The sequence below is a fragment of the Citrobacter sp. wls619 genome, from assembly GCF_005281345.1.
Taxonomy (GTDB): domain Bacteria; phylum Pseudomonadota; class Gammaproteobacteria; order Enterobacterales; family Enterobacteriaceae; genus Citrobacter.
The window spans coordinates 260,057-275,950 of the sequence record NZ_SZXJ01000098.1 but is presented as its reverse complement, the minus strand read 5'-3'; the positions used below and the strand labels follow the sequence as shown (position 1 = coordinate 275,950).

Sequence of the window (15,894 nt, the reverse complement as noted above, 5' to 3'; positions counted from 1 at the left end):
AACTGTCCAACATTATGGGGTCAGTTCAAATCTCCCCGGTTTGGTAACGGCTGTATTAATGTCGTCTTACAGCACCAGTGCTGCAATGGAAGCAGACAGTACGCTGACCAGCGTAGAACCGTATACCAGTTTCAGACCAAAGCGGGAAACCACGTTACCTTGCTCTTCGTTCAGGCCTTTAATTGCGCCTGCAATGATACCGATAGAAGAGAAGTTCGCGAAAGAAACCAGGAACACAGAGATAATGCCTTCAGCGCGCGGAGAGAGCGTAGAGGCGATTTTCTGCAGGTCCATCATTGCGACGAATTCGTTGGAAACCAGTTTGGTTGCCATGATACTGCCCACCTGCAGCGCTTCGCTGGACGGTACACCCATCACCCAAGCAATAGGGTAGAAGATGTAACCCAGGATGCCCTGGAAGGAGATGCTGTAGCCAAACCAACCGGTAACGGTAGCGAACAGGGCGTTCAGGGCAGCGATCAGCGCGATGAAACCAATCAGCATTGCTGCAACGATAATCGCAACTTTGAAACCTGCAAGAATGTATTCACCCAACATTTCGAAGAAGCTCTGACCTTCGTGCAGATTGGACATCTGAATATTTTCTTCGCTGGCATCAACGGTATAAGGGTTGATCAGTGACAGAACGATAAAGGTGCTAAACATGTTCAGAACCAGCGCAGCAACAACGTATTTTGGTTCCAGCATCGTCATGTACGCGCCGACAATAGACATGGAAACGGTAGACATCGCCGTTGCTGCCATGGTGTACATGCGGTTGCGAGACATTTTACCGAGGATATCTTTATAGGCGATAAAGTTCTCGGATTGCCCCAGGATCAGGGAGCTAACGGCGTTGAAGGATTCCAGTTTGCCCATACCGTTCACTTTGGATAACAGGAAACCAATCGCGCGGATGATAACCGGCAGAACACGGATATGCTGCAAAATACCGATCAGGGCGGAAATGAAGACGATTGGGCAAAGCACTTTCAGGAAGAAGAATGCCAGGCCTTTATCGTTCATACTGCCGAAGACAAAGTTGGTCCCTTCATTAGCGAATCCGAGCAGTTTTTCAAACATCTCGGAGAAGCCTCTTACAAAGCCCAGCCCGACATCAGAGTTCAGGAAGAACCATGCCAGTAACACTTCGATAACAAGCAATTGAATAACATAACGAATGCGGATTTTTTTACGGTCACTGCTTACCAGCAGTGCGAGTACCGCAACCACGGCAAGGGCCAGGACAAAGTGAAGAACGCGGTCCATATTTGCTCCAAATTTGAGGCAGATTTAGTTTTCGTGCACATTCTATGTAACAACAGTAAAGAAAACGAGATCAAACACACACTATAATAAGGACCTGTGACGAGATTCAAAATTAGTGATCGGTGATACACTTCCGTTATGTTTAGTATGGAAGTGAAAAGTTATGTCACTGTGCTAATCTCATAACAATAATCAAACATCTTACCGGCATTTCCAAATTTCTTACCGTTCCATAGACAAACGCTATCAGAGAAATCAACTTCACCCATTAAAATGAATTTGATAATCATTCTCAATAGGCGTAGCTTGAAACATAGCAAAGGCTATGTTTCTGAGGCACTAAAATGACTAACGATCGCGTTGAGAGTAGCAGTGGACGGGCAGCGCGCAAGTTGAAGCTCGCATTAATGGGACCTGCGTTCATCGCGGCTATCGGATATATCGATCCCGGTAACTTTGCTACGAATATCCAGGCAGGGGCCAGCTTTGGCTACAAACTGCTGTGGGTTGTGGTCTGGGCAAACCTGATGGCGATGCTGATTCAGGTGCTGTCGGCGAAGCTTGGCATTGCCACCGGCAAAAACCTGGCGGAACAGATCCGCGATCACTATCCTCGTCCAGTGGTTTGGTTTTACTGGGTACAGGCCGAAATTATTGCGATGGCGACCGATCTTGCAGAATTTATTGGCGCTGCGATTGGTTTTAAACTCATCCTTGGCGTTTCGCTGCTGCAGGGGGCTGTGCTCACGGGTATTGCGACATTTTTAATTCTGATGCTGCAGCGTCGCGGGCAAAAACCCCTGGAAAAAGTGATCGGCGGTTTGTTGTTGTTCGTGGCAGCGGCATATATTGTTGAGCTGATCTTTTCCCAACCAAACCTTGCGCAGCTTAGCAAAGGGATGGTTATACCAAGCCTGCCCAATTCCGAAGCGGTGTTCCTGGCGGCCGGTGTGCTTGGTGCCACCATCATGCCGCACGTCATTTATCTGCACTCCTCCTTAACCCAGCATTTGCACGGTGGTACGCGCCAGCAGCGTTACGCGGCGACAAAATGGGATGTGGCTATTGCCATGACGATTGCCGGATTTGTCAATCTGGCAATGATGGCGACCGCAGCAGCCGCGTTTCACTTTAGCGGGCATACCGGGATCGCAGACCTGGACCAGGCCTATCTGACGCTTGAGCCGCTGCTGAGTCATGCTGCGGCTACCGTGTTTGGTTTAAGCCTGGTGGCGGCAGGGCTTTCCTCTACCGTGGTTGGCACGCTGGCGGGGCAGGTGGTTATGCAAGGGTTTATCCGCTTTCATATCCCGCTCTGGGTGCGCCGTAGCGTCACCATGATGCCGTCATTTATTGTGATTTTAATGGGGCTTGATCCCACCCGGATACTGGTGATGAGTCAGGTATTACTCAGCTTTGGTATCGCGCTGGCGCTGGTACCGCTACTGATTTTTACCAGCAACAGCCAACTGATGGGGGATTTAGTTAATAGCCGTTGGGTGAAACAGATAGGCTGGGTGATTGTGGTGCTGGTCGTGGCACTGAATATCTGGCTGCTGGTCGGGACCGCGCTTGGGTTGTAGCAGGGCTTTCATCTGCTGTGGTTACCCGGTCAAACCGGGTAACCCTCATGATTATTTTTTATTTAAGTGGCTACGGTATGTATCAAGTACCACTGCAACGATTATCACGGCTCCTGTGATAAAACGTTTTGTCGGCTCGCTTGCGCCAACTTGCGCCAGCCCTGCAGCCAGAACGGAAATAATCAACGCGCCAAGAAACGTACAGATAATCGAGCCACGTCCTCCCATCAGGCTCGTGCCACCAATCACAACGGCGGCAATCACCTGTAGTTCCATGCCAACGCCGCTATTGGGGTCGGCGGCTTCAAGGCGGGCAACCTGAAACAGCGACGCCAGACCGGATAATCCCCCCATCAAGGCAAAGACTGCGATCTTATAAGGACCTGGATTTATACCTGATAATCGTACGGCTTCTTCATTGGTGCCAATACCGATCAAATGGCGACCAAATACGGTTCGCGTCAGCACCAGATGCCCGGCAACAATGACAACGATTGCGATAATAAAAGAAGGGGAGACGCCAAAGAGAATGGGGTCGGCTAAATAATCATAAATAGAACCGAGATACGCGGTCCGCGAGTCAGTTAACTGATACGCTGCTCCGCGGGCCATTTCCAGAACGCCCAGTGAGACGATAAACGCCGGAATACGCCAGGCAACGGTAATCAGTCCCGTTAGGGCCCCAACGAATGTGGCGAGCGCTACGCCTGAAAGCGCGGCCAGCCAGGGCGTCCAATGAAAATTTAAATAGGTGACGCTGACGACTGCAGCAGCAAGCGCCAGCAACGATCCAACGGAAAGGTCGATGCCGGCAATGATTAAGATAAATGTCATCCCCACCGACATGACGATTAAATCGGGGATCTGATTTGCAATAGTGCTGAAAGTGTTCATGCTCCAGAAATGAGAACTGAGGCATGAAAATAGGACGATCATGGCGGCTAACGCCCCGAGCAGCCCGATATAGCTACTTAGGCCTTTCCATGACGTCGGTGTATTTCTTTTCTCTGCTGCCGCTTGTTTTGTCGCAAAATTGTTTTTCATTTTTTATCCCCGGCTACTCGCTGACAGTCTCTTCTGAATGCTGATAGGCCGAAAATGCAGCCGCTAAAATGCGATCCTGGCTCCAGTTATCACGTGTAAATGTGTTCACTAACTTGCCATCGGAAATGACCGCAATACGATCGCAAACCAGCATCAACTCGCGTAGATCACTGGAAACGACAACAACGCCTTTTCCCTTCGCCGTTAACGTATTCAGTAATTGATAAATATCTTGCTTGGCACCCACATCAATACCGCGAGTCGGCTCATCAAATAAGACGACTTCACAGTCTCGTTCCAGCCAGCGGCTAATGAGAACTTTCTGCTGATTACCACCTGACAGGCTTTCCACGGCCTGTGAGGTGTTCGTTGTACGAACGCCTAAACTTTTGATGTGCTTATTCGCTAATGTGGTTTCACTCAATGTGTTGACGACCGATAGATGGCTAATTTTGTCGCTGTTACCCAACGAGATATTTGCGGCAACCGACTGTGGTAGCAGAAGCCCTTCACCTTTACGATCCTCCGTGACTAAGGCGATACCGTGTTGGATAGCTTGCGCAGGCGAACGGATCACCACCGGTTTTAGTGGAGTGCCAATCAGTAATGTGCCACTGTCTATTTTGTCCGCGCCAAAAATAGCGCGTAGCAGCTCTGTCCTGCCAGAGCCGACAAGGCCACTGATGCCGAGCACTTCGCCACTGTGCAAGGTAAACGACGTGTCGCGAATGATTTTCCCACGCTTAAAATTTTCCACTTTCAGGATGGGTTGACCTGCCTGGCGTCCACTTAAATCAAATGAACTTTCTAAGTCACGGCCGACCATCAACGAAACAAGTTGATCGCGGGTATAGCGTTTAATATCGTCCACGCAAACCAAATGGCCATCACGTAGCACCGCGATGTCATCAGCAATCATCGCAAGCTCATCCAGTCGGTGAGAAATATAAATTATTGAAACGCCCCGGGCTTTGAAGAGCGCGATTTGTTTAAACAGCAGTTCGACCTCACGACTACTGAGCATGGCCGTCGGTTCATCCAGAATCAGTACCCGGCTTTCACCAATCAGGTTTCTGGCGATTTCGATCATCTGTTGGTGACCAATACCCAATTCGCCCACCAGCGTATTTGGATCGACTGATTGCAGCCCAACCATTGCCATTACCGGGCGGGCCATTTCTGCTAGCTTTTTACGATCGATCCAGCCGAATCGATGCGGAAGTTGTTCGAGAAATAAGTTTTCTGCAACCGACAACGTAGGCAGTAAATTGAGTTCTTGCATAACCATGCGAACACCCAGCTTTTCTGCCTCTTTTCGGCTCGCAGGTGCGTAAGGCTGCCCCTGATAAACCATTTTCCCGGTCGTTGCGTGGGTTAACCCGCCAATAATTTTTGATAACGTACTTTTCCCGGCACCGTTTTCTCCCGTCAGGGCCAGTACTTTTCTTGGATATAATGCTAGCGTCACATCCACCAGAACAGGTTCACTGTAGGTTTTACCTACTCCCTGTATCGTGAGGATTTCTTGCCCACTTTTCATATTCTGGCCTTATCCGGTAAGCCGCTCTGATACTCAATTGATGGCAGTACCACAGCGGCGCACTGTTATCCGCTTATTGTTTGACGATCAGTTTTATTGGCGTTTCTACGTTGCTGGAGAGCTCACTCTGTTTTTTGCCATTTTTTAAGGCATCAAGGGCGGCATCAATACCAAATACCGCTTGTTGAGAGGCAAATTGGTCCGCAGTGGCTAAAACACGACCGTCATTTAACATAGGCTTAATCGCTTCGATATTGTCATAGCCGACAACCAGAACCTGTCCTTTTTTCCCGGCAGAGCGGATGGCGGAAACGGCGCCTAATGCCATATTATCGTTATCGGCTAACAGTGCTTTGATATCAGGATATTCACTTAACATTGCCGCCGCGACCGCATTGGCGTTGTTAATTTCCCACTGGCCAGATTGAACAGAGACGACTTTCATACCGCCCTGGGCCATTGCATTTTGGAAGCCCAGAGTACGTTGCTGAGAGTTGCTGGAGGTAGGGATGCCTTCAATAATACCAACCTGATCGCCGGCCTTAAGATGCTTCGCTAGATAATCGCCAATTTCTTTTGCACCTTTTTGGTTATCCGGGCCAACAAAAGGAATATTCAGGTTCTTATCTTTAAGTACACCGTCATCAAATTTGTTATCAATGTTGATGACAATAATACCGGCATCAATTGCCTTCTTAATGACCGGTACAAGGGCTTTCGAGTCTGATGGCGCAATGATAATCGCATCGGCTTTCGAGACAATCATTTGTTCAACGATCTGGATTTGATTTGCCGTATCCGTTTCGTTTTTGATGCCGTTAGAAATCAAATCAAACTTGTCGGCATTTTTTTTCTGATACTCTTTTGCTCCGGTTTCCATGGTCAGGAAAAACTCATTTGCCAGTGACTTCATCACCAGCGCGACTTTAGGTTTATGCGTCTGAGTATCGGCGGCAAAAGCGGGGGCGGTGAAAGTGGCGGAAAGCGCTAAACCGACTGTGGCACCGATAACACGATAAAACATTTTATTTTTCATGAAATTATCCTATAGGTGTAGGGGGCTGAATGATGCTCTAAACAGCTACTGCATACGATGATAAACGAGTGAATTGTTGGGCATGTTTGATGCACCTTTACGTTCAACTTTCAACGAGGCAAACGCAGAAGCATACTGCGCTGCATTGATGAGTCCTTTACCGTTTGCAATGCATGCAGCCAGTGCCCCGGTAAAGGCATCGCCTGCTCCACTGGTATCGACCACGGCTGATTTATAGGCAGGAATATGCGTGAAAACTGTGCCATCAAAGATCAGACAACCGTCGCTACCTAACGTGATAATGACGCATTTTGCGCCTTGCACATAAATGCTCCTGGCGGCATTTTTGGCCGAATAGATATCAACAATGTTGATACCAGATAACGCTTCAGCTTCAATTTTGTTCGGTGTAATAATGTCAATTAAATGCAATATTTCTTTGATCTCTGAAACATAAGGCGCCGGGTTCAGGACAACCAGCGATTTTCCGAGTTTTGCCTGCATGATGGCGAAACGCGTGATCGGAAAATTATTCTCCAGCTGAGTTAAAAAAACTTTGCAATTACGGATGATATCAATATCTAATAAAATATCTTCCTGGGTAAATGTTTCATTGGCCCCAAGATCGATACTGATCATATTGTCACCCGTGGCACCTGAAACCCATACCATTGCAATGCCGGTGGATGACATTTCATTTTCAAAAAAAGAAAAAGAAGAAATTTCAGTATTGGTTAAATATCTTTTGGCTTTTTTGGAAAACTCATCGGATCCTAACTTAACGGTAAGATGAACATTATTATTGATTTTAGCCGCGGCAACCGCCTGGTTTGTGCCTTTTCCTCCGGCATAAAAACGGGTTGCAGAGGCTCGGATGGTCTGGCCAATCTGAGGAAATGTCGTCGTTTCAGAAACAATATCTATATTAAATGAACCAAGTATGTAAATGCTATCATCTATATAGCTATTTTGTTTGGCATAAGTAGAAACCGATACAATTTCTTTGTGGCTTTTGAATCCATTCAATATGGTGTTGGTGAAAGACTGCTCAAACAATGATTCATCAGATGCGCTTTTTAATTGTGCTCCGCCATGAAATAACGAGAAAAGGCTATTCTGACTTAATTCATTTAAGTCATTACGGATCGTACGAGTTGTGACAGATAATTCCTTTGCTAATTCGCTAACATAAACCTTTTTGTCGGTGACTAACTTAACCCGAATGGCCTTTTGTCTTTCTTGTTTTTTCATTAGCGCTCACCCCAGGTTTTATAATATTAAATTAATGTTAATATTTATCGCGCAAAGTTCAAAAAAAACACGATAAATCGGAATTTTTTTTTCCGATTTTGCGAATTTGTGAAATGAACAGGAAATTTACGGGAAAACAGGGGCGAGTGGAGGTGAGCGCTCGTCATCTGGCGATGGGCAAAGCGTGATGCAAAAAAGGGCCTGGGTATAGACACAGGCCCTCGGTGACTCGATGATTTTTGTGAACAGTGCTCCCCGCATGATGGGGATTTGTTACATTAATGGCGGTGCCCGTGGCCACGTCCACGCCCGCGATGGTCATCGCGATCGTTCCAGCCTTCACGATAGCCGCGCTCATAAGCTTTGCGCTTATCCCAGCCGCGATGATAACCGTTGTCATGACGCCACCAACGATTTTTACGCCATTCATAATTATGGTGCCAGTAATCCCGGTCACGCCAGCGCCCACCGTCCCAGTAGTTGCCGTAGTTATCGCGATCGCCAATTTGTAATTTAATCGACGGCAGCAGGGTGATTTCGCCAGCGTTTGCGGCCAGCGGTGTAAAAGCCAATAAGACTGCCGCCAGAATCAGTGACCTGAACATTGTTTCTCTCCTTCACGATCGAGCCGTAGCCGGCCTGTTAACGCAATATTACGGGGCAGTAAAGCCCCGTTTCATCGCCTTAACTCTTAAATCGTCAGAGAGCGCACTTTTTGTTAATAAATGTGTCTTTATTTCCATCAACCCAGGATGGCGTCGATCTCCGCACACTCTTCGGGAGAGAAATGACGGTTTGCCAGCATGCCAACGGCATCTTCAATTTGCGCAGGTTTGCTGGCGCCAATCAGTACTGACGTCACCTTATCATCGCGGAGAACCCAGGCTAACGCCATCTGGGACAGTTTTTGTCCCCGGCGCCCGGCCAGCGCATTAAGGGCACGGACTTTTTCCAGTTTTTGTGGGGTGATCTGGTCTGGGTTGAGAAAACGACTGGCGCTCGCTGCCCGGGAATCCGCCGGAATACCGTTCAGATAGCGGTCAGTTAATTGCCCGCCAGCCAGCGGGGAAAAGGCGATGCTGCCCACACCTTTTTCCTGCAAGAGTGACAGCAGTCCCCCCTCAACTCCGCGCTCAAACATGGAGTATTTCGGCTGGTGGATGAGACATGGCGTCCCTAAATCATCGAGTATTTCGATCGCCTGCCTGGCGAGATCCGCAGGATAGTTAGAGAGTCCTACGTACAACGCTTTCCCCTGACGCACAATATGATCCAGCGCGGTCATGGTTTCTCTGAGCGGTGTTTGGGGATCGGGGCGGTGATGATAGAAGATATCAACATACTCCAGCCCCAGACGTTTCAGACTTTGATCGAGGCTGGCAATCAGGTACTTGCGCGATCCCCAATCACCGTAGGGACCTTCCCACATGGTATAGCCCGCTTTGGTCGAGATTATCAGTTCATCCCGGTACGATAAAAAATCTTCCTGCAGGATGCGACCGAAGTTTCGTTCAGCCGAACCCGGCGGCGGGCCGTAGTTATTCGCCAGATCAAAATGGCTGATCCCCAGATCGAAGGCGTGCTGTAATAAGGCCCGGCTGTTTTCGACCTGAGTGGTATCACCAAAATTGTGCCACAGACCCAGGGAGACAATCGGCAGTTTGAGCCCGCTCTGACCGCAGCGGCGGTATTCCATTGTGTGATAGCGATTTTCGTTAGCCTGATAAACCATGTTGCCTCCTTCCAGAACATAGGTGTCTTTCAGTGTATACGGTTACACAATCGATTCTTCAAGGACATTTTGAACGTCAAAACTGTACACCCTGCTTTCCACCTCCTTCGCAGCGACATTCCTGGACAGTCATCACAGTTCTTCGATACTCAACATGAGGTTACCGTCAGAAGGATAGCTGTCATGCAAACCCCGTATTCCGTTGCTGATTATCTGCTGGACAGGCTGGCAGGCTGTGGCATTGACCATCTGTTTGGTGTGCCGGGCGATTACAATTTGCAGTTTCTTGACCACGTCATTGACCACTCAAGCGTGCGTTGGGTCGGGTGTGCGAATGAATTGAATGCGGCGTATGCCGCGGATGGCTATGCCAGGGTAGTTGGAGCGGGAGCGTTGCTTACCACTTTTGGCGTGGGCGAGTTAAGCGCAATTAATGGTATTGCCGGAAGTTACGCGGAATACGTTCCTGTCCTGCACATTGTCGGGGCGCCGTGTCGCCGCGCTCAGCGTCGTGGCGAGTTAATGCATCACACCCTCGGCGACGGTGACTTTCAGCATTTCTACCGGATGCAACAGTCAGTGACGGTCGCCAGTGCAGTGCTGGATGAACAAAATGCCTGCTATGAAATTGACCGCGTGTTGCAGGCGATGTTGACTGAAAGACGACCGGGTTACCTGATGCTACCAGCGGATGTTGCGAAACAACCTGCTACACCACCGAGTGACGTACTCATTGTTCCCTTGAGCGAGCCGGAAAGTAGTGTAGCTGCTGCGTTTCGCTATCAGGCGCGTGAGCAGTTGCTGGACAGTTCGCGGGTGTCGCTATTAGCCGATTTTCTCGCGCTACGCTTTGGCTTGCAGCCCGTATTACAACGCTGGATGACGGAAACGCCGATGGCTCATGCCACGCTGTTGATGGGCAAAGGATTGTTTGACGAGCGACATCCGGCGTTTGTGGGCACATACAGTGCGGGGGCCAGCAGTGATTATGTGCGCCAGTCGATAGAAGATGCCGATACGATTATTTGCGTCGGCACCCGGTTTGTTGACACCCTGACCGCCGGGTTTACGCAAAACTTACCTCCCGAGCGAACGATTGAGGTTCAACCCCATGCGTCGCGGGTTGGGGGAAGCTGGTTTAACATCCCGATGGAACAGGCGGTTACTACGCTACGGGAACTGTGCCTGGAAATGTCGTTTTCGCTTCCGCCTGAACGTCCTTGTGCCGGGCGTCTGCAGGTTGAGAAAGGCCCTCTGACGCAGGGAAATTTCTGGCATACGGTGCAACAGTATCTGGCCCCTGACGATATTATTCTTGTCGATCAGGGGACCGCAGCATTTGGCGCAGCTGCGCTGTCACTTCCTGCCGGGGCGGAAGTACTGGTCCAGCCGCTGTGGGGGTCAATCGGTTATGCTTTGCCTGCTGCATTTGGGGCGCAAACAGCCTTCCCGCACCGTAGGGTGATCCTGATTATTGGCGATGGCGCGGCACAGCTCACCATTCAGGAATTGGGAACCATGCTTAGAGACGGGCAAACGCCTGTTATTTTACTGCTCAATAATGACGGTTATACCGTGGAACGTGCCATTCATGGTGCGAACCAACGATACAATGATATCGCCGGATGGAGCTGGACGCTGGTGCCACAGGCGCTAAGTCGTGAATGCCAGGCGGAATGCTGGCGCGTGAAGCAGGCTGTCCAACTGGAAGAGGTTCTGGCTCGTCTGGCAAAACCGCAACGCCTCTCGTTGATAGAAGTGGTGTTGCCGAAAGCTGACCTTCCCGAACTCTTGCGCACGGTGACCCGTGCGCTGGAATCCCGCAACGGGGGATAACTACTTATCGGGACGGTCAGCAATCATCATTGGTTTTCCGGCTAATAGCAGCCAGGCCGGAAGCATGACGATGCACAACAGTGGGAGTAGGGTGGTGTCCGGCACCACCACTGCCGCCATAAACAGGCTCAGCCATGCATCACGAGTGACGACCAGTACCAATCCCAGAATGGCGCAGGAGACCGTAATCGCGGCAGGAACGGCTTCGACATGGGCATGCAGCATCAGCCCCAGCGCGACGCCAACGAATACTGCGGGGAAAATTCGCCCACCGCGAAAACCACTCGCTGCAGCCACGACCAGCGCCGCCAGCTTTATCACCGCCAGCATGAAATAGTCCGAGGCTCCCAGCGTCTGGCTAAATGCCATTTGCTGCATCTCATCCAGCCCCTTAAACAGGGTCAGTGGACCTCCGATAACACCCAAAATACCGAGAATAAAGCCCCCAGCGCCGAGGATCAGCACCGGGTGTTTCAGGCGATGTATCAGATGGTGTAAACGAGGCAGGCACCACACGGCTACCATCCCCGCCGCGATAGCAATGGCCGCAACGACCGTGCCGCTGAAGATATCGACCAGATGCATCTGCGTATAGTGCGCGATGGGCAATGAAAAGTGGGGATGAAAGAACAGGCTGGTGGTGAGTGATCCTGCCGCGGCGGCCATTAACGGTGCGAACAGACGGTCCCATAGGGGGACATCGTTGGAGCTGTTCAGCGTTTGCGAAAAGACCAGCGCAGCGGCAACCGGGGTACCAAATAGCGCCCCGATGGTGCCAGCAGAGGCGAGGATGGTCCAGTCCAGCTTTGCAATTCGTGGAAACATGCGGCTACCCATTGCCACTGCCAGCGCAATGTTAACGGTCATGATGGGGTGCTCTGGACCCAAACTGACACCCCCTGCGAGGCCAATAATCAGGGCGGCCAGCAGTCCCGGCAACGCAGACGTCGAGACGGGCATACCGATTAAAGGTTCGCAGGCTGGGTCAGGGCCAGCATGACCATGACTGTAGCGGATGATGAGCCCGACCATGACCCCGGCAAGCGTGAGCATAGCAATAATCCAGAATGGAGAATCCTGGGTAATACCGATGCTTATGGGCAGACGTTCCCACAAAAACTGCTGTAAAACGGAAGCCACTTTCATCACCGCAATCAGCACCAGACTGGACGCTACACCAATCAGCAGCGCAGGTGTTGATAGCAAGAGCATCGTTCTGGCTCGTGGATGGAGCATTTTCTATTCCTTAATGCAGAGTCATAGACGTAGTTTGCACAGCCTGCCCAACGGCATCGCTGCAAATGGTGCTGAAACGATAAAGTAATTCTGTGACCTGGATCGATATTCCACGGGCATCAGCCTTCAGGGCGTTGTTGTTATGCCCCCATGAATTTACAGTGTGACAAAGATTTATTCTGACTTTAGCGGAGCCGTGAAAGAATGACAAAATATGCTTTAGTGGGTGATGTTGGCGGCACCAACGCGCGTCTTGCTCTGTGCGATATTGCCAGCGGCGAGATTTCGCAGGCGAAAACCTATTCCGGGCTGGATTACCCAAGCCTTGAAGCCGTTGTGCGCGTGTACCTGGATGAGCATAGCGTTAGCGTCAAAGATGGCTGTATCGCCATTGCCTGCCCAATAACCGGTGACTGGGTGGCTATGACCAACCATACCTGGGCATTTTCTATTGCCGAGATGAAAAAGAATCTGGGCTTTAGCCATCTGGAAATCATCAATGATTTTACTGCCGTATCAATGGCAATCCCGATGCTGAAAAAAGAGCATTTGATCCAGTTTGGCGGCGCTGAGCCTGTCGAGGGCAAACCCATTGCGGTCTATGGCGCAGGTACCGGTCTCGGCGTGGCGCATCTGGTACATGTGGATAAACGCTGGGTGAGCCTGCCAGGCGAGGGGGGGCATGTGGATTTTGCGCCGAACAGTGAGGAAGAGGCGATTATCCTGGAAGTGCTGCGGGCTGAGATTGGTCACGTTTCGGCGGAGCGCGTGCTGTCCGGTCCTGGGCTGGTAAATCTGTATCGTGCGATTGTGAAATCCGACGGACGTCTGCCGGAAAATCTGCAACCGAAAGACATTACGGAACGCGCCCTGGCTGATTCCTGTATTGACTGTCGTCGCGCACTGTCGCTGTTTTGCGTCATTATGGGCCGGTTTGGCGGCGATCTGGCATTAACGCTGGGGACGTTTGGCGGGGTGTACATTGCAGGCGGCATAGTGCCGCGCTTCCTGGAATTCTTTAAAGCGTCGGGTTTTCGCGGCGGTTTTGAGGATAAAGGGCGTTTTAAAGCCTATGTGCAGGATATCCCGGTATATCTGATTGTGCATGATAATCCAGGCCTGCTTGGTTCCGGCGCGCATTTACGCCAGACGCTGGGACACATTCTGTAAAGCCCGTGCCGGATGGCGCTTTGCGCTTATCCGGCCAACAACGAAAATAATTCCGTTGACGGTTAAAACGGAGACGCTCTGAGGAAGTGGGCGATTTTTTGTATTATCAATTATTACAAATGTCATTGTGTTGACATTAAATATCCGGGCACAACCGCAAAAGGTTACCGCAATAATAAGAAAAAGTATAAATAACACTCTGATGAATAACGTGTCGAAATATCATTAAGTTAGCGTAAATTTAATACTGTTACCTTTATGAGAACGGACATCTTATTTACAGTGGTACATCGGGATAAGGTTGTATTATCCAGGCCAGATTGCTGCAATAAGAATCGATTTATCGCGAGGATTTCTTTTTAGTATATTTAGTAAGCGGTAAAAGTGATGGAGCTTAAAGAGGCTGGTGAGCTAGAATAAACTTCCTGATTTATTGGTAATACATTTCAGCCTGGCGAATTTTTAAATATGTTTATTCCTTCTGTTAGTGCGACGGCCTTTGTTGCTTCGATTGCCACATTGGGCATTCTTTCTCCCGGCCCGGACTTCTTCATGGTGATTAAAAATGCGGCGCGCTACCAGCGTCTTCAGGCCATGATGACAGCTCTTGGCATCGTCGGTGGTGTGGCGACCCATATGTCCTACTGTGTGGCAGGGCTGGCGGTTGTTATTACCACTACCCCCTGGCTGTTTGATATTTTGAAATATGCGGGGGCTGCGTATCTGATTTGGGTGGGGCTGCAGGCTCTGCTGTCACGCGGGCACAACAGCATGGATATGACTCAGGTTGCGCGCCAGGAAGTGACGTTAGGTAAAGCATTTCTGCAGGGCTATTTGTGCAACCTGCTTAATCCAAAAGCGACGCTGTTTTTCCTGTCGATCTTCACTCAGGTGCTGAGCGTCCAGTCTGGTTTTCCGGAAAAAGCCTGGTATGCCGGCGTTATCCTGATGGTGTCAGTGATTTGGTGGCCGGTACTGGTGATCCTTATCCAAAGTGCGCCAGTTCGCGCGGGCCTGGCAAAGGCGCAGAAAGTGATCGATAAAATGCTGGGCGGTCTGCTGATTGCTCTCGGTATTAAGGTTGCTCTTAGTTAATTCGGTTTAGCCTGTAGCATGCCCTGTACACTAAGTGGCCGCGAGTTAAGGGTTTAATTAGCTCGCGACCGGTTATTGTCAGTGAGATGTCGTGCTTATTGCGTTTTATATCGGCAGTTTCCCGGCTCTCAGTAGCACCATCTCTTGCTTGCACAGCAGTACGACAGCCTGACGAGCCTTCATTCGACGGGAGGTGAGGGCTTTTTTCACCGTACGGCGATCCGCACCCATTTCCAGCATCTGAAAACACAACTGGGATAGCGCATGTCTGTATTTCATTGAAAATTCACTTTATTACATTTTATAGCACCGGCAGGAGATCGCCATTTTACACCGATCCGCGCGGTCATGACTAATCGCTCTATAAATGCATTAATTGCCTGAATTCTTTTACTTTGCTCCGGCTAACCGGGATTTCAAATTCCAGATCTTTTAATCGCAAAATATAGGTGTTGTTAAACCACGGTTCGATCTCGCGGATTTTGTTCAGGTTTACGCAGAATGAGCGGTGGCAGCGGAAAAAATGTGAGGCAGGCAGTTTGCTGCAAAATTCGGTGATGTTCATCGGCATGACATACGATTCGCGTCGCGTGTAGACGAAGGTCATCTTTTCATGGGCTTCAGCGTAGTAAATATCGTTGATTGGCGTAACGATGATCCGCTCGTCTTTGATCAGGTTGATCGTATCGTTTTCACGCGTCACCGGGCTGGTAAGAGGGGTTCCTGTTTGCTGCTGCTGCCAGGCCGCCTCCAGTTTTTGCAACATGCCGACAATCCGTGATTCCTGGTACGGTTTCAGAATGTAGTCAAATGCTTCCAGTTCAAAGGCTTCAACAGCGTGTTCTTTCCAGGCTGTAATAAACACAATAAAGGGCTTATGCGCAAACTGACTGATGTTTTGCGCCAGCAGCACACCATCCAGTGACGGAATATTGATATCCAGAAAAATAGCGTCAACGCGGTTGTGCTGCAGATATTTAAGGACATCCAGACCGTCGTCAAATGTGCCGACAATCTCCATCTGGCTGTGCTCTTTTATCAGCCAGCTAAGTTCCTGTTGGGCCAGGAATTCATCTTCAACAATGATGACTTTCACAACTTA

At 49.9% G+C, this 15,894-nt stretch carries 14 protein-coding genes; 4 read left to right on the top strand and 10 right to left on the bottom strand.

Features of this window, described 5'->3' with window-relative positions:
• Positions 1–66: 66 nt before the first annotated feature.
• Positions 67–1,269: a nucleoside permease NupC gene (gene nupC, locus FDX19_RS21255; RefSeq protein ID WP_048210997.1), complete on the bottom strand. Its 1,203-nt coding sequence runs from the start codon at positions 1,267–1,269 to the stop codon at positions 67–69.
• 344 nt (positions 1,270–1,613) lie between these two features.
• Between nupC and FDX19_RS21250 the strand changes: the two genes are divergently transcribed.
• On the top strand, positions 1,614–2,852 hold the full coding sequence (locus FDX19_RS21250; protein WP_137384265.1) for an Nramp family divalent metal transporter: 1,239 nt from the start codon (positions 1,614–1,616) through the stop codon (positions 2,850–2,852).
• A 51-nt stretch (positions 2,853–2,903) separates the two neighbouring features.
• Here FDX19_RS21250 and FDX19_RS21245 read toward each other — a convergent pair whose 3' ends face one another.
• The 6 genes from FDX19_RS21245 to mgrA form a co-directional block, all read right to left on the bottom strand.
• Positions 2,904–3,896, bottom strand: coding sequence for an ABC transporter permease (locus FDX19_RS21245; protein WP_061068251.1), 993 nt, complete (start codon positions 3,894–3,896; stop codon positions 2,904–2,906).
• Between the two features lie 13 nt (positions 3,897–3,909).
• Positions 3,910–5,436, bottom strand: a complete 1,527-nt coding sequence (locus tag FDX19_RS21240) for a sugar ABC transporter ATP-binding protein (protein ID WP_137384264.1) — start codon at positions 5,434–5,436, stop codon at positions 3,910–3,912.
• Positions 5,437–5,509: 73 nt separating this feature from the next.
• Positions 5,510–6,460, bottom strand: coding sequence for a sugar ABC transporter substrate-binding protein (locus FDX19_RS21235; RefSeq protein WP_256376108.1), 951 nt, complete (start codon positions 6,458–6,460; stop codon positions 5,510–5,512).
• Between the two features lie 57 nt (positions 6,461–6,517).
• Positions 6,518–7,723, bottom strand: coding sequence for a PfkB family carbohydrate kinase (locus FDX19_RS21230; RefSeq protein WP_137384262.1), 1,206 nt, complete (start codon positions 7,721–7,723; stop codon positions 6,518–6,520).
• 278 nt (positions 7,724–8,001) lie between these two features.
• On the bottom strand, positions 8,002–8,328 hold the full coding sequence (gene ypeC / locus FDX19_RS21225) for a DUF2502 domain-containing protein YpeC (RefSeq protein ID WP_137384261.1): 327 nt from the start codon (positions 8,326–8,328) through the stop codon (positions 8,002–8,004).
• A gap of 137 nt (positions 8,329–8,465) precedes the next feature.
• Entirely contained in the window at positions 8,466–9,455 is a 990-nt protein-coding gene (mgrA, locus tag FDX19_RS21220; protein WP_137384260.1) for an L-glyceraldehyde 3-phosphate reductase, read from the bottom strand.
• A 183-nt stretch (positions 9,456–9,638) separates the two neighbouring features.
• On the opposite strand from mgrA, the gene FDX19_RS21215 reads away from it, so the two are divergent.
• Positions 9,639–11,291, top strand: a complete 1,653-nt coding sequence (locus FDX19_RS21215; protein ID WP_137384259.1) for an alpha-keto acid decarboxylase family protein — start codon at positions 9,639–9,641, stop codon at positions 11,289–11,291.
• Here the strand turns inward: FDX19_RS21215 and FDX19_RS21210 are convergent, their stop codons facing one another.
• Positions 11,292–12,527 carry an ion channel protein gene (locus FDX19_RS21210; RefSeq protein ID WP_137384258.1) on the bottom strand — a complete coding sequence of 412 codons (1,236 nt, stop codon included), beginning with the start codon at positions 12,525–12,527 and terminating at the stop codon, positions 11,292–11,294. It abuts the gene before it with no gap.
• 204 nt (positions 12,528–12,731) lie between these two features.
• Between FDX19_RS21210 and glk the strand changes: the two genes are divergently transcribed.
• Positions 12,732–13,697 (top strand): glucokinase, encoded by a 966-nt coding sequence (gene glk / locus FDX19_RS21205; protein WP_115643122.1) that lies wholly within the window; start codon positions 12,732–12,734, stop codon positions 13,695–13,697.
• A 468-nt stretch (positions 13,698–14,165) separates the two neighbouring features.
• Positions 14,166–14,792, top strand: coding sequence for a LysE family transporter (locus FDX19_RS21200; RefSeq protein ID WP_137384257.1), 627 nt, complete (start codon positions 14,166–14,168; stop codon positions 14,790–14,792).
• 105 nt (positions 14,793–14,897) lie between these two features.
• Here FDX19_RS21200 and FDX19_RS25205 read toward each other — a convergent pair whose 3' ends face one another.
• Both FDX19_RS25205 and ypdB read right to left on the bottom strand, forming a co-directional pair.
• Entirely contained in the window at positions 14,898–15,071 is a 174-nt protein-coding gene (locus FDX19_RS25205; protein WP_170974418.1) for a hypothetical protein, read from the bottom strand.
• A gap of 82 nt (positions 15,072–15,153) precedes the next feature.
• Positions 15,154–15,888 (bottom strand): two-component system response regulator YpdB, encoded by a 735-nt coding sequence (gene ypdB / locus FDX19_RS21195; RefSeq protein WP_121584861.1) that lies wholly within the window; start codon positions 15,886–15,888, stop codon positions 15,154–15,156.
• Between the last annotated feature and the right edge of the window lie 6 nt (positions 15,889–15,894).

Coding starts and splice junctions, on each gene's coding strand:
- nupC (WP_048210997.1), bottom strand. CDS start 1,269: ATGGACCGCGTTCTTCACTTTGTCCTGGCCCTTGCCGTGGTTGCGGTA.
- FDX19_RS21250 (WP_137384265.1), top strand. CDS start 1,614: ATGACTAACGATCGCGTTGAGAGTAGCAGTGGACGGGCAGCGCGCAAG.
- FDX19_RS21245 (WP_061068251.1), bottom strand. CDS start 3,896: ATGAAAAACAATTTTGCGACAAAACAAGCGGCAGCAGAGAAAAGAAAT.
- FDX19_RS21240 (WP_137384264.1), bottom strand. CDS start 5,436: ATGAAAAGTGGGCAAGAAATCCTCACGATACAGGGAGTAGGTAAAACC.
- FDX19_RS21235 (WP_256376108.1), bottom strand. CDS start 6,460: ATGTTTTATCGTGTTATCGGTGCCACAGTCGGTTTAGCGCTTTCCGCC.
- FDX19_RS21230 (WP_137384262.1), bottom strand. CDS start 7,723: ATGAAAAAACAAGAAAGACAAAAGGCCATTCGGGTTAAGTTAGTCACC.
- ypeC (WP_137384261.1), bottom strand. CDS start 8,328: ATGTTCAGGTCACTGATTCTGGCGGCAGTCTTATTGGCTTTTACACCG.
- mgrA (WP_137384260.1), bottom strand. CDS start 9,455: ATGGTTTATCAGGCTAACGAAAATCGCTATCACACAATGGAATACCGC.
- FDX19_RS21215 (WP_137384259.1), top strand. CDS start 9,639: ATGCAAACCCCGTATTCCGTTGCTGATTATCTGCTGGACAGGCTGGCA.
- FDX19_RS21210 (WP_137384258.1), bottom strand. CDS start 12,527: ATGCTCCATCCACGAGCCAGAACGATGCTCTTGCTATCAACACCTGCG.
- glk (WP_115643122.1), top strand. CDS start 12,732: ATGACAAAATATGCTTTAGTGGGTGATGTTGGCGGCACCAACGCGCGT.
- FDX19_RS21200 (WP_137384257.1), top strand. CDS start 14,166: ATGTTTATTCCTTCTGTTAGTGCGACGGCCTTTGTTGCTTCGATTGCC.
- FDX19_RS25205 (WP_170974418.1), bottom strand. CDS start 15,071: ATGAAATACAGACATGCGCTATCCCAGTTGTGTTTTCAGATGCTGGAA.